We start from the raw sequence: 11,549 nt of genomic DNA, 5'->3' as shown, positions 1-11,549 counted from the left end.
GCGATGCGCTCGAAGCATTGCGGCAGCCACGCAGGAAGACCGAAGCCGAAAACCGGCTCGACGAAGTTCTGCAAAACCTGAAAAGCAAGAAAAGCGAAGCCGCCCAGGAAGCCGCGCGCCGCAAGATCGAGCAGATCAAGGCGAAGCTGAATGCGCTGAAGCTGGCTGCCGGTTCGGCGGCGGCGACGGGCGATGCGAAACTGGCGCGCAAGGTGGCGAAGGAAATCCGCGACGCCGCGCGCGAACTCGGCAAGGCGCTGAACGAAGCCGGCGGTGGTGGCGCTGCGCCGGTTGCTGCCCCCAACGCGAATACGGTCAAGACTGAGCAGGCGGCGGCACAGAAAGATGAAACTGCAGCGACGGCTACGGATCGGGTCGGCGAGCAGATGAAGGCACTGGCCGACGGCAACGATCTCACCAGCCTGAAATCCGAAGCGGCCGGCCTGCTGAAGGAACTGAAGAAGATCATGCGCAAGCTGCGCGAGACCGCCTTCCATCCCGACGTAGCGAAGAAAGACCGCGTCGAGATGGAAAAGATGCTGGCGGAAGCCGAGCGTGACCTCGCCGGCTTGCAGGCGGCTTCGCTGCCCAGCCCGGGCGGCGCGGTCGACCTGTCGGCCTAGGCTTTGCCCAGGATCAGTGCCGCATTGACGCCGCCGAACCCGAAGGCGTTCGACATCGCGTAGTCGATGCGCTTTTCCTTCGCCTGATGCGGTATCAGGTCGATGCTGTCGCAGGCCGGATCGACCTGGTCGAGATTGCGCGTCGGCGGCAGCAGGCCTGTGCGCACGGCCAGCAGGCTGTAGATCGCCTCCACCGCGCCGGCGGCGCCCAGCAGATGCCCGATGGCCGATTTGGTCGACGACATCGCCAGCTGCGCAATCCCGTTGCCGAACAGGTTTTTCACCGCCGAAACTTCGGCCGCGTCGCCCACCGGCGTGGCGGTGGCATGCGCGTTGATATAGCCGATCCGCGACGGATCCAGCCCGGCCTGGTCCAGCGCGATCTGCATGGCGCGGTATGCGCCGTTGCCATCGTCGGGCGGGGCGGTGATGTGATGCGCGTCCGCCGTCGTGCCATAGCCCAGCACGCGACCAAGGATGTCGGCGCCGCGGGCACGCGCATGCTCTTCCGCTTCCAGCACCAGCAGTCCGGCGCCTTCGCCCATGACAAAGCCATCGCGTGCCGCGTCGAAGGGCCGCGAGGCTTTCTCCGGGTCGTCGTTATGCGCGGTGGCCAATGCACGCGCCGCGCCAAAGCCCGCCAGGCTGACGCGGTCGATGCAGGCCTCGGTTCCGCCGGCCAGCATCACGTCGGCCTCGCCGCTGCGGATCAGGCGCGCGGCATCGCCGATGGCCTGGGCGCCGGCGGCGCAGGCCGTCACCGGACAACCAAGCGGGCCCTGCAGGCCGTGGCGGATCGAGACCTGGCCGGCCGCCAGGTTGCCGAGGAAGGAGGGGATCACGAAAGGCGACAGTTTGCGCGGCCCGGCGCGTTCCACCGTGCGGGTTGCCTCGGCAATCGCCGGAAAGCCGCCGATGCCGGTCGCGATGATGCAGCCGGCGCGCGCCTTTGCGGTCGCCGTTGCGTCGGTCAGAGAAAATCCGGCCTGTTTCAGTGCTTCGGCGGCGGCCACCAGCGCGAACTGGATGAAGCGGTCCATCTTGCGGCGGTCTTTCACCGGGGCGGCAGCCTCCGGATCGAAACCATGCGGATCACTGGCGAGATCCGGCACAATGCCCGCCACTTTCGCGGACAGGTCGGAGGTGTCGAAGCCGGTGATGCGGCGCAGGCCGGACAATCCCGCCGCCAGGCGCTGCCAGTTGATCGCGGTGCCGACGCCGAGTGGCGTGACGAGGCCCAGTCCGGTGACGACGACGTTGCGCCCAATATCGGTGGCCATGATGCTCTCCTGTTTGCCATAAATATGTATATACATATAATGCAGCTACAGATAAGATGCGGCGAAGGCGTTTGCAAGGCCTGCCGAACCGGGTATTCAGGTGGGCATGAGTCGCAAGCGTGAATCTGCCCGGCGGAATGACCCGTCGCCCGATCCCGCTGCCTTCCGCCAGCTGATGGAAGAGGGCTGCACGGTGCTTCGTCTGCACGCCGCCACCCGGCTCGGTATGCAGGCGTATAATGCCTTCATCGCCGAAGTCGATCTCACCATGCCGCAATTCGCCACTCTGGCGTCGTTGTACCAGGAGGACGGCCTGTCGGTGACGGCACTGGCGCAGCTGATCGGTGTCGATTCCACCACCCTGACCCGCAACCTGCGGCTGCTGGAAAAACGCAACCTGATCTCGCAGGGTACACCCGCCGATGATCGCCGCCGCCGCGTCGTGCGCCTGACGCCCGAAGGCCGCCGGTTGTTCGCCCGCGCTTTGCCCTTGTGGCAGAAGGCGCAAGCGGCATTGACCAAAAAACTGGGCGCGGCGCAGACCGCCGCGCTGCATCACCAGCTCAGCCAGACGATCGAGAAATTGAGAAGCTAGGAGGCCTGCCATGCTGACACCGGTATTCGAACTTGCCGTCGATGTGGGTGTGCCGCAGAGCGTCGGCCGCGACGCGGCCGGCGAACGCCGCTGCGTGCCGATCACCGGCGGCAGCGTCAGCGGCAAGATCAGCGGCGTGATACTGTCCGGCGGAGCGGACTGGCAGGTGCTGCGCCCGGACGGCCTCGCCGACCTCGATGCGCGCTACATGCTGAAACTCGACAGCGGTGCGCAGATCGAAGTCTGGAGCCGCGGCCTGCGCATCGGCCCGGCCGAAGTGATGGCGAAACTGGCGCGCGGCGAGCGTGTCGATCCGTCGGCCTATTACATGCGGACGGCGATGCGGTTCGAGACGGCGGCGCCCGACCTGCAATGGCTGGTGCACCGCCTGCATGTCGGCCTTGGCGAACGCACGCCAGATCAGGTGCGACTGAAGGTCTACAGCGTGGACTAGCTTTCGGACTCGACGCGCAGCAGGCCGCGAATCCAGGTCACGCTGCCATCCGGGCCGCGCTCGCTTTCGGCAATCGACTGTAGCCAGATGGCGGGTGCGGCATCACCGACCAGCCGGAAGCTGACCGTGTCGCGTGTCGCGTCATGGCGCAGGCGCTGGTAATGGCTGCGCAGGATCTCGCGGTCATCGGGATGCACGCGATCAAGCCAGGCCGCCGGTGCCGCCGGGCAGGATTGCGGCGCCAGGCCGAGCAGGCGGTAGAACTGGTCGCTCCATACCACATGGCCGTCCGGCCCCTGCCAGTGCCACGAGCCGGTCTGGCTCAGCCGCTGCAGGCTGGTGAAATCGGCGGCCAGGCTGTGATGCGCGCGCGACAGTTCCACGCGGCTGGTTTCGGCGGCGGCACGAGCGCGGTCCATCTCGCCGATCAGTTCGGCATTGCGCAGTCGTAACGCGGCCGACAGGCGTTCGCGCCTGTTGTTGACCTGGCCGCAGAAACATTGCGCCGCCAGCAGGATGCTGCCGAAGAAGGCCATGCCGACCGTACTGGCTTCGCCGAACAGGAAGCCGCGGGCGAAGAACGGCACCGAGATGCCGATGATGAAGGCATAGAAGGAGGGCAGATGCACCGCGCGGGTGTTCAGGCTGCTGGTGGTCAACCCGGCCCAGGCGACGCAGAGCATCGCTTGCAGCGCGAAGTCGCCCGGCGGATAGCCGAACCAGCCGAGCAGGCCCCAGGCAAGCCCGGTGCCGCCGCAGCCGATGGCGAACAGCATGCCCCAGTCCTTGCCCGGTTGCATCCCGCCGCTCTGGGTATAGGCGTCGCGCAGGCGGTCGAGATGCAGCGTGGCAATGCTGTAGAGCAGGCCGATCAGCGCGATCTGCCACCAGCTCAGGTAATCCTGATAGATGACGAAGGCGCCGAACAGCATCGGGATCGGTACATAGCGGGTGGCGAAGCTGGTCTGGTAGAGCCGCTCGATCAGCATCGCATCGATCTGCGCATCGCTGCGGTCGAGCAGCGACTCATCATCCTCGGCCAGCCGCTGCAGCAATGCGGCTGATGCTGTCTGCCGGTTTTCCGACACCCCAGATCCCCTTGAACGCCGATCGCCAGAATGCTCCGGCGAATCACCCTTACGGCGTATGACGCAGGGTAACACTGGCCTGACGAATCAGGCCAGTTATTCCAGTGTCGGACTCGGTTGACGAGCGGCGAAAATGCCGCTTTTCGACGTCAGGCGGTTTCGGCGCGCAGCTTCTGGCGCAGGATGTCGATCGGCTTCAGCTGACCCTCGACTTCAAAATACCAGAAGGTCCAGCCGTTGCAGGCGGTGGCGCCCATTACATGAGCGCCCATCTTGTGGATCGAACCGCTGGCATCGCGCGTCGCCAGGCTGCCGTCGGCGCGCACCTTGGCGGAATGCCGGCGCGACTGGTCGAACAGCACGGTGCCGGGCTGCAGCAGGCCGCGTTCGACCACCCAGCCGAACGGGATACGCGGCTCTTCCTTCTTCGAGCGCATGGTTTCGACATCGTCATGCGCTGCCGGCTGTACGGTAGAGATGCGGCGTTCTGCCGCTTTTGCGTAGCGTGTTTCACGCTCGATACCGATGAAGCGGCGACCGAGCCGCTTGGCCACGGCGCCGGTGGTGCCGGAGCCGAAGAAGGGGTCGAGAATCACATCGCCCGGCTTGGTGGATGACACCAGCACGCGATGCAGCAGGGCTTCGGGCTTCTGCGTCGGATGCGCCTTGGCGCCATCCTCGCCGCGCAGGCGTTCACCGCCCGAGCAGATCGGGATCAGCCAGTCGGAGCGCATCTGCAGGTCGTCGTTCAGCACCTTCATGGCGTCGTAGTTGAAGGTATAGCCGCGCGTATCCTGGCTCTTGGCGCACCAGATCAGCGTCTCATGTGCATTGGTGAAACGCTTGCCGCGGAAATTCGGCATCGGGTTGGTCTTGCGCCAGACCACATCGTTCAGCATCCAGAAACCGAGATCCTGCAGCTGCGCGCCGAGGCGGAAGATGTTGTGGTAGCTGCCGATCACCCAGATGGTGCCGTTCGGCTTTAGCAGGCGCTGCGCCGCCTTCAGCCAGGCCTTGGAGAAGGCGTCGTAATCCGAGAAGCTGTCGAACTTGTCCCAGTCGTCGTCGACCGCATCGACCATGCTGTCATTCGGGCGGCGCAGTTCGCCGCTGAGCTGCAGATTGTACGGCGGATCGGCAAAGATGCAGTCGATCGATTCCGCCGGCAGGGCGTTCATCTGCGCGATGCATTCGCCGATCAGGATCCGGTCCAGCGGCAGGTCGGGATGCGGCAGGCTCTGCGCCAGTTCGGCGCGCGCCGGCTTGGCCAGCAACGGCCGAGAAACACTAGCCTGGGCCCGGGTTGCGGTGGCGGTGCGCTTGGTGTCCGGGCTGGTGCCGACAAGCCGGAGATGACCTTTGCGCAGCCCGGCCTTGTTGCGGGACTTGCTGGTCGGATCGATAAACGTCGGCGCCATGTGCGGATCATCCCCCAAAAACGATCCGCAAGTTATTAGATTCTCTAGGTTTTTAATTGGTTAACACTAAATCTAGAGTCAGCTGACTCCTCACAGGCGCAAAACCTAGTCGGTGGTGTTTGGAGACTCCAGCGAGGCGTAGCCCTTCTTGGTGTTCCGGCGTGCCGTAGCCCTTGTTGTTGGCCCAGCCGTATTGCGGGTAGCGCGTATGCAGCTTGGCCATGGCGCGATCGCGCACCACTTTGGCCACGATGGAGGCCGCCGAGATCGAAATGCTCAGGGCATCGCCACCCACTACCGGCGTGGACGGGCAGCTCAACTGCCTGGGCGCATGATTGCCGTCGATCAGCGCATGCGCGGGATGCACGCGCAACGCCGTCACGGCGCGGCACATCGCCAGCATGGTGGCATGGAAGATGTTGAGCCGGCCGATTTCAGCCACCGAAGCCGCGCCGATGCCGATATGGGCATGGCCATCACGCGCATAATCGAACAACCGGCCGAACAGCAGTTCGCGCTGTTCGGGTGTCAGCTTCTTGGAATCGTCCAGGCCGCGCGGGCGCTTTCGCCGGTCGAGGATCACGGCGGCGGCCACCACCGGGCCGGCCAGCGGCCCGCGGCCGGCTTCGTCCACGCCGCAGATCAAAGCGCCGTTCGGTCCGGCCAGTTTCAGTTCGAGTGCGAAATCGGGCACCGAACCATCCCCCTCAATGCCAAGCTTCTGCCATGAATCGCAGTAATTCTGGGGTCATTATATACTGGCCCACCTTGCCTGCATCCGGCGCGGTATGGAAAAGTCGCCTGCCTATCAGCGAGGAAAACGGCGGATGTCTGCGCAAATGAAAACTGCCGACCCGGACGGCGAGATTCTCACCCGGCGCGAAGGCGCGATTTTCCTGATCGGCCTCAACCGGCCGGCCAAACTGAACGGCTTCACGCCGAAGATGCTGAAGGAACTCGCTGCCGCCTATACCGCTTTCGAACGCGATGCCGAAGCGCGCGTCGCCGTGCTCTATGCCGAAGGACCGCATTTCACCGCCGGGCTGGATCTCCCCAAGGTCGCGCCCCTGATGGGCGGTGGAAAGCGGAACCTGCTGCGCGCACCGGACCAGATCGATCCCTGCAACAACCTGCCGCCGTTCCGCACCAAGCCGGTGGTGGCGGCCGTACAGGGGATTACGTTTACCATCGGCATCGAATTGATGCTGGCCGCCGATGTGGTGGTTGCCGCGAGCGACTGCCGTTTCAGCCAGCTGGAGGTGAAGCGCGGCATCATGGCGACCGGCGGCGCCACCATCCGCATGGTCGAGCGCGCCGGCTGGGGTAATGCCATGCGCTACCTGCTGACCGGCGACGAATTCGATGTCGCGACAGCTTTGCGTCTCGGCTTCGTGCAGGAAGTGACGGCGCCGGGTGATCAGTTCAATGAAGCCATGAAGATGGCTGCGCGGATTGCCGAACAGGCGCCGCTCGCCGTGTCGGCCACGTTGGGCAATGCGCGACAGGCCGTGGAGAATGGCCCGGCCGCAGCAGTGGCGGAATTCGAGGCCACGCAGGCCGTGCTGATGGCCAGCGAGGATATAAAAGAAGGCGTCGCCAGTTTCGTCGAGAAACGCGCCGCCAGATTTAAGGGACGCTGATATGAAGCGCTTTGCCGCCATCGCCTGTCTTGCCGCCGGTCTGCTGGCGGCTGCGCCATCGCAGGCGCAGATCTTCATGTCGCCGGAAGACGCCAAGAAGGTCGGCAAGGAAGAACATCCGAAAATCCTCAAGGAATTCGGCGGGGTCTATGACGATCCCGAGATCGGCGGCTATGTCGCCGGCATCGCCGGGCGGATCGCCGGCCAGTCGGGCCAGGCGGCCAGCAGTTTCACTTTCACGGTGCTGAACTCGCCGATCGTCAACGCTTTCGCGCTGCCCGGCGGCTATGTCTACATCACGCGCGGCACGCTGGCGCTGGGCAACAACGAGGCCGAGGCGGCCGGCGTGCTGGGCCATGAAATCGGCCATGTGATCGCGCAGCATTCGGAAAAGCGTTACGACAAGTCGGTCTTCACCAATCTCGGTGTGGCTGGCGCCTCCATCCTCGGTTCGATCTTCGGCGGCTCCGGTGTCGGCGACCTGATCGGCCAGGTCGGCCAGGTCGGCGGTGGTGCGTATCTGGCCAGCTTCAGCCGGGAAAACGAGCTGGAAGCCGACACCATCGGGGTCAAGCTGCTCGCCCGCGTCGGCTATGCCCCAGATGCGCAGGCCGCCTTCCTGCAGAGCTTGAGCGACTACAGCGACCTTGCCAGCAAGATGGCGGGGCAGGCCGGCAAGGATCGCATGAACGACCTGTTTGCCACCCATCCCGGCGGCCCGCAGCGCGTCAGAGAAGCGATGGCGGCGGCCAAGGAATATCCCAATTCGCCGGTCTACAATCGCGACGAATATCTCCGTCGCATCGACGGCATGATCTATGGCGATGATCCGAAGGAAGGCGTGGTGCGCGGCAATACTTTCACGCATCCCGATCTGCGCCTCAGCTTCTCGGTGCCCGATGGCTGGCGGATTTCCAATACCAGCGACGCTGTGCTGGCCGTGGGGCAGGGCGGCCGGCTGCAGTTCGACATCGAAGGCGACAAGAAGAAGATCCAGTCCTCACGCAATGCACTGGACTATCTGACACGCATCTGGCTGCCGAACCTGCGGCTGTCCAATGCGGAAGAGATCAAGGTCAACGGCATGCCAGCGGCGACGGCTTCGGGCCGCGTACAGATGAAAAGCGGCAATGCCGATGTGCGTTTCGTCGCGGTCGGCTTCCCGACCGATGCGATCCTGCGTTTCGTGATCATCGCGCCGCCCGGCGGCCTCTCCAAGATCGAGCTGCCGGTGATCCGCAGCGTCAACACGCTGAAGCATCTGTCGGATGCCGAGGTGAAGGCTGTGAAGCCGGTACGGCTGAAGGTGGTGACGGTCGGCAGCGGCGATACGGTGGAGACATACGCTGCCGCCACGCCGCTCGGTCGCTATGCCACGGAACAGCTGCGCGTGCTGAATGCGCTCAAGGCCGGCGAACAGCCCAAGGCGGGCGAGAAGTTCAAGACTGTGGAGTAAGCAAGGCCCTCACCCCATCTCCCTCCCACAAGTGGGGGAGGGAGGTGCCTGCGAAGCGGGAGGGTGAGGGCATTTGCCCTATGCCGTCGACGCGCCGTACTCGTGCTGCAGATCCAGGATCGCCTCAGGCCGCGGTTTCCGGCTGGATGGTCCTGCTTTTCCAGGCCGGCGGACGCCAGGGGCCGGCGATGTTGCAGGCCAGGAAACGGCTGACCTGACCATCCGCGCCGGCCAGCGGCAGTGCCAGGCGCTGCCAGGATTCCACCGCCACATGGGCGGGTGGGAAATGATGCGAATAGTAGGGCGCCCTGCGCAGCCAGGCGGCGCGATACAGCGAGCGGAAGAAGACCGAGACATAGTTGCCGCCATCGATCTCGGAGATCAGGCGGCCGGTCATGTCGCGGCCGTAAGTCTCGGCCACCTTGGTGCCGTAAAGACGGAAGCGGCCGTCCCAGCCATCCTCCAGCACGTCGATCAGCACGATGTGGCCGAGCGCGGGCTTAAGTTCGAAGGGCGAGACATCGCAGGCCTTGGGAATCTCTGCATCGCCGCGCAGCCGATGCCAGTATTCGATCAGAAATCGCATTGCGGCGTGATCTGTATCCGTCGTGGTTGGATACCAGGCCAGCATATCAAGGCGTGCGCCACGCGCGGTGAAATAGTCTTTGAGGACCATCTGTCGGTCGCCGAGCATGTCGACGACCAGTTGCTCCATCTCGGGAGTCTGCATGGCGGGCATGCTATCGAGGCCGCGCCATCTTGCAACCGTCAGGCGGTATTTCGTCGCCTAGATCGCGAAACTTTCAACCAGGGCGCCATCCAGCGCGAAACAGGCGACGTTGAGCGGCCCGCCGAACCCGGCGCCGCCGTCGAGGCAGCAGGTGAAGGCATCCAGATGCGCGCCCTCGCCGCGTGGGTTGCCGCCGCTGACCACGCGGCGGAAGCCGGCATAAGGCTGCGTCAGGCTGCGGAAGGCCGGCGAGCCCCACCACAGATGATCCGACTGTGCGGTCAGCGCTACGGCGGGATCGATGCCGGCATGCACGAACAGCAGTTCGTTGCCGGCAGTATAGGCGGCGCGGCGGAAGCAGCCGAACAGGTCGTCATGGCCGGGATGTTTGCGAATTGCCGCCCGCAGACCGTTGGTCCAGCGGCTGATGCCGAGCGCGCCTTCGCGCAGCACGCCGCGTGCCTGCTGCGGATCAACACCGTAGCCCTGCAGCATCGGCGCCAGGCCATGCTTCAGCATCCAGTCGAAGACTTCCGCCGGACCAGGCGCAAATTGAATCTGTAAGAGTTTGCGCCACATTTCCTCCTGCGCGCCGCGCAGGTAGACGATGTCTTCCGGGATGGCGCCGGGCAGGCAGAGGAAGTCGCGGCGGAAGGCCAGCAGTTCGTTCAGTGTGGCGATGGTGTCGCTGCCATGGCCGATCATGTTGCCGAGATAGATCAGCCGGTCGCCGGGCAGCAGACGGGCGGCGAGTTCGTTATGCGCTTCCTGCAGCTTTGCAGTCTCGGCATGCAGGGCGGCCACGGCCCAGACACGGCGCGCATGGCGCAGCACGGCAAAGGCTTCGGAGATAACAGAGGTGGCGGCCGGTGCTTTGGCGGGCGCAGAAAGGGCCGGTTTCGCTGCCGGAATCGGCGGCGGTGCGTGGGCGGTGGCGATGCTCAGCGGCGCGGACAAATCAATAACGAATCGGCCATATGAAAACGGGTCCGGCAACCGATGCTACCGGACCCGCTGAAGAATGCGAGCGAAAAGCCGTGTGATATTTTCGCGTCTCGCGTGATCGCGAGAACAAACCAGAATCAAACCGCCCAGGAAGACGTCCTGCTATGCGACTTTGAGAATCTTCTCCAGTTTCTTGCCGGCGGAGTCTTCATCGATGCGTTCCACAGCGGCGAGTTCGCGCACCAGGCGGTCGAGCGCCGATTCATAAATCTGGCGTTCGGAATAGCTCTGGTCCGGCTGGCCGGCATTGCGATGCAGGTCGCGCACCACTTCGGCAATCGACACCGGATCGCCGGAATTGATCTTGGCTTCGTATTCCTGGGCGCGGCGGCTCCACATGGCGCGCTTGACGCGGGCACGGCCCTTCAGGGTCTCCAGCGCCGACTTCATCTTCTGCGGCGAACTGAGCTTGCGGATGCCGACCGAATTCACCTTGGTCAGCGGCACGCGCACGGTCATCTTGTCGCGTTCGAATTCCACCACCATCAGTTCCAGTTCGAAACCGGCGATCAGCTGGCGCTCGATGCGCAGGATCTTGCCGACGCCATGGGTCGGATAGACGACATGGTCGCCGGCGGCGAAATCCACCTTGATCTTGGCCGGCACCGGCTTGAGCTGCATCGGCTTGACCGACTGCGACTGCTTCGGCTCGGCCGCAGGCGGCTTGACCGGCTGCGGCAGGGGGCGGGTCGGCGGCGCCGAAACGGCGAGCGGGCGGCTCGGATAGGCCGGCTTCACCGGCGCGGCAGCCAGCTTGGCGGCCGTGCCCTTGCCGGCCGGGGCGGGCTTGGCAGCAGGTTTTGCGGCTGCCGCGGCTTTGGCGGGTGCCGGCTTGGCAACAGATTTGGCGGGTGCAGCCGCTTTCGCGGCCGGCTTGGCAACGGGCTTGGCCGCTGGTTTGGCGGCGGGCTTCGCAGCAGCGCTCTTCGCGGCCGGCTTGGCTGCAGCACTCTTCGGGGCAGGCCTGGCAGCAGGCTTCGCGGCCGGCTTCTTGGCCACGGTCGCCGTCTTTTTGGTCGCCGCGGCCTTGGCGGCCGGCTTTGGCGCAGACTTGGCTGCCGGTTTGACTGGCGCTTTGCCGGATTTCTTCACTGCGGCTTTCGTCACTGGACCACCCTCGCTTGGCAGTTACGCATCAAAAAACGGCGGTCCACCGGGCCGCCTGGGACATCACCAGAACTGGCTTCAGCCACATAGCCCCCTGCCCAGGTTCGCGGAGAACCTGCCGCAAAGTCGCTTTGGTCGAAACCCGCAACGCGA

Annotated in this window: 12 protein-coding genes; 5 read left to right on the top strand and 7 right to left on the bottom strand. The window is 64.8% G+C overall.

Features of this window, described 5'->3' with window-relative positions:
- Positions 1-17: 17 nt before the first annotated feature.
- Complete coding sequence (locus tag CTR53_RS20240; protein ID WP_290817962.1) at positions 18-623, top strand: hypothetical protein; 606 nt, start codon at positions 18-20, stop codon at positions 621-623.
- Here the strand turns inward: CTR53_RS20240 and fabF are convergent.
- Positions 620-1,903 (bottom strand): beta-ketoacyl-ACP synthase II, encoded by a 1,284-nt coding sequence (gene fabF / locus CTR53_RS20235; protein ID WP_290817958.1) that lies wholly within the window; start codon positions 1,901-1,903, stop codon positions 620-622. The genes CTR53_RS20240 and fabF overlap by 4 nt on opposite strands.
- Before the next feature lie 106 nt (positions 1,904-2,009).
- Here fabF and CTR53_RS20230 point away from each other — a divergent pair, with 106 nt between their 5' ends.
- Entirely contained in the window at positions 2,010-2,498 is a 489-nt protein-coding gene (locus tag CTR53_RS20230) for a MarR family winged helix-turn-helix transcriptional regulator (protein WP_290817955.1), read from the top strand.
- A 10-nt stretch (positions 2,499-2,508) separates the two neighbouring features.
- On the top strand, positions 2,509-2,952 hold the full coding sequence (locus CTR53_RS20225) for a DUF3237 domain-containing protein (RefSeq protein WP_290817952.1): 444 nt from the start codon (positions 2,509-2,511) through the stop codon (positions 2,950-2,952).
- Here the strand turns inward: CTR53_RS20225 and CTR53_RS20220 are convergent.
- The 3 genes from CTR53_RS20220 to CTR53_RS20210 all read right to left on the bottom strand — a co-directional run bounded on the left by CTR53_RS20220 (position 2,949) and on the right by CTR53_RS20210 (position 6,152).
- The gene (locus CTR53_RS20220) at positions 2,949-4,040 is read right to left on the bottom strand and encodes a PAS domain-containing protein (protein WP_290817949.1); all 1,092 of its coding nucleotides are present in this window, start codon (positions 4,038-4,040) and stop codon (positions 2,949-2,951) included. The genes CTR53_RS20225 and CTR53_RS20220 overlap by 4 nt on opposite strands.
- Before the next feature lie 149 nt (positions 4,041-4,189).
- The gene (locus CTR53_RS20215) at positions 4,190-5,218 is read right to left on the bottom strand and encodes a site-specific DNA-methyltransferase (RefSeq protein ID WP_290818144.1); all 1,029 of its coding nucleotides are present in this window, start codon (positions 5,216-5,218) and stop codon (positions 4,190-4,192) included.
- Positions 5,219-5,510: 292 nt separating this feature from the next.
- Positions 5,511-6,152 carry a ribonuclease HII gene (locus tag CTR53_RS20210; protein WP_290817946.1) on the bottom strand — a complete coding sequence of 214 codons (642 nt, stop codon included), beginning with the start codon at positions 6,150-6,152 and terminating at the stop codon, positions 5,511-5,513.
- A gap of 145 nt (positions 6,153-6,297) precedes the next feature.
- Here CTR53_RS20210 and CTR53_RS20205 point away from each other — a divergent pair, with 145 nt between their 5' ends.
- Positions 6,298-7,098 carry a crotonase/enoyl-CoA hydratase family protein gene (locus CTR53_RS20205; RefSeq protein WP_290817944.1) on the top strand — a complete coding sequence of 267 codons (801 nt, stop codon included), beginning with the start codon at positions 6,298-6,300 and terminating at the stop codon, positions 7,096-7,098.
- 1 nt (position 7,099) lies between these two features.
- Positions 7,100-8,554 carry a M48 family metalloprotease gene (locus tag CTR53_RS20200; RefSeq protein ID WP_290817941.1) on the top strand — a complete coding sequence of 485 codons (1,455 nt, stop codon included), beginning with the start codon at positions 7,100-7,102 and terminating at the stop codon, positions 8,552-8,554.
- A 124-nt stretch (positions 8,555-8,678) separates the two neighbouring features.
- Here the strand turns inward: CTR53_RS20200 and CTR53_RS20195 are convergent, their stop codons facing one another.
- The 3 genes from CTR53_RS20195 to CTR53_RS20185 all read right to left on the bottom strand — a co-directional run bounded on the left by CTR53_RS20195 (position 8,679) and on the right by CTR53_RS20185 (position 11,396).
- On the bottom strand, positions 8,679-9,284 hold the full coding sequence (locus CTR53_RS20195) for a PAS domain-containing protein (RefSeq protein ID WP_290817939.1): 606 nt from the start codon (positions 9,282-9,284) through the stop codon (positions 8,679-8,681).
- Positions 9,285-9,341: 57 nt separating this feature from the next.
- The gene (locus tag CTR53_RS20190; protein WP_290817936.1) at positions 9,342-10,241 is read right to left on the bottom strand and encodes a hypothetical protein; all 900 of its coding nucleotides are present in this window, start codon (positions 10,239-10,241) and stop codon (positions 9,342-9,344) included.
- 150 nt (positions 10,242-10,391) lie between these two features.
- Positions 10,392-11,396, bottom strand: a complete 1,005-nt coding sequence (locus tag CTR53_RS20185) for a CarD family transcriptional regulator (protein WP_290817933.1) — start codon at positions 11,394-11,396, stop codon at positions 10,392-10,394.
- Positions 11,397-11,549 lie beyond the last annotated feature (153 nt).

Origin of the sequence: Ferrovibrio sp. (genome assembly GCF_002796975.1) — a bacterium.
Taxonomy (GTDB): Bacteria; Pseudomonadota; Alphaproteobacteria; order Ferrovibrionales; family Ferrovibrionaceae; genus Ferrovibrio.
This window is presented reverse-complemented; position numbering and strand designations above follow the sequence as displayed.

What these genes read in the sequence shown, in the direction of transcription:
- fabF (WP_290817958.1), bottom strand. Translation starts at nt 1,903, where the DNA reads ATGGCCACCGATATTGGGCGCAACGTCGTCGTCACCGGACTGGGCCTC.
- CTR53_RS20230 (WP_290817955.1), top strand. Translation starts at nt 2,010, where the DNA reads ATGAGTCGCAAGCGTGAATCTGCCCGGCGGAATGACCCGTCGCCCGAT.
- CTR53_RS20225 (WP_290817952.1), top strand. Translation starts at nt 2,509, where the DNA reads ATGCTGACACCGGTATTCGAACTTGCCGTCGATGTGGGTGTGCCGCAG.
- CTR53_RS20215 (WP_290818144.1), bottom strand. Translation starts at nt 5,218, where the DNA reads ATGAACGCCCTGCCGGCGGAATCGATCGACTGCATCTTTGCCGATCCG.
- CTR53_RS20205 (WP_290817944.1), top strand. Translation starts at nt 6,298, where the DNA reads ATGAAAACTGCCGACCCGGACGGCGAGATTCTCACCCGGCGCGAAGGC.
- CTR53_RS20200 (WP_290817941.1), top strand. Translation starts at nt 7,100, where the DNA reads ATGAAGCGCTTTGCCGCCATCGCCTGTCTTGCCGCCGGTCTGCTGGCG.
- CTR53_RS20195 (WP_290817939.1), bottom strand. Translation starts at nt 9,284, where the DNA reads ATGCAGACTCCCGAGATGGAGCAACTGGTCGTCGACATGCTCGGCGAC.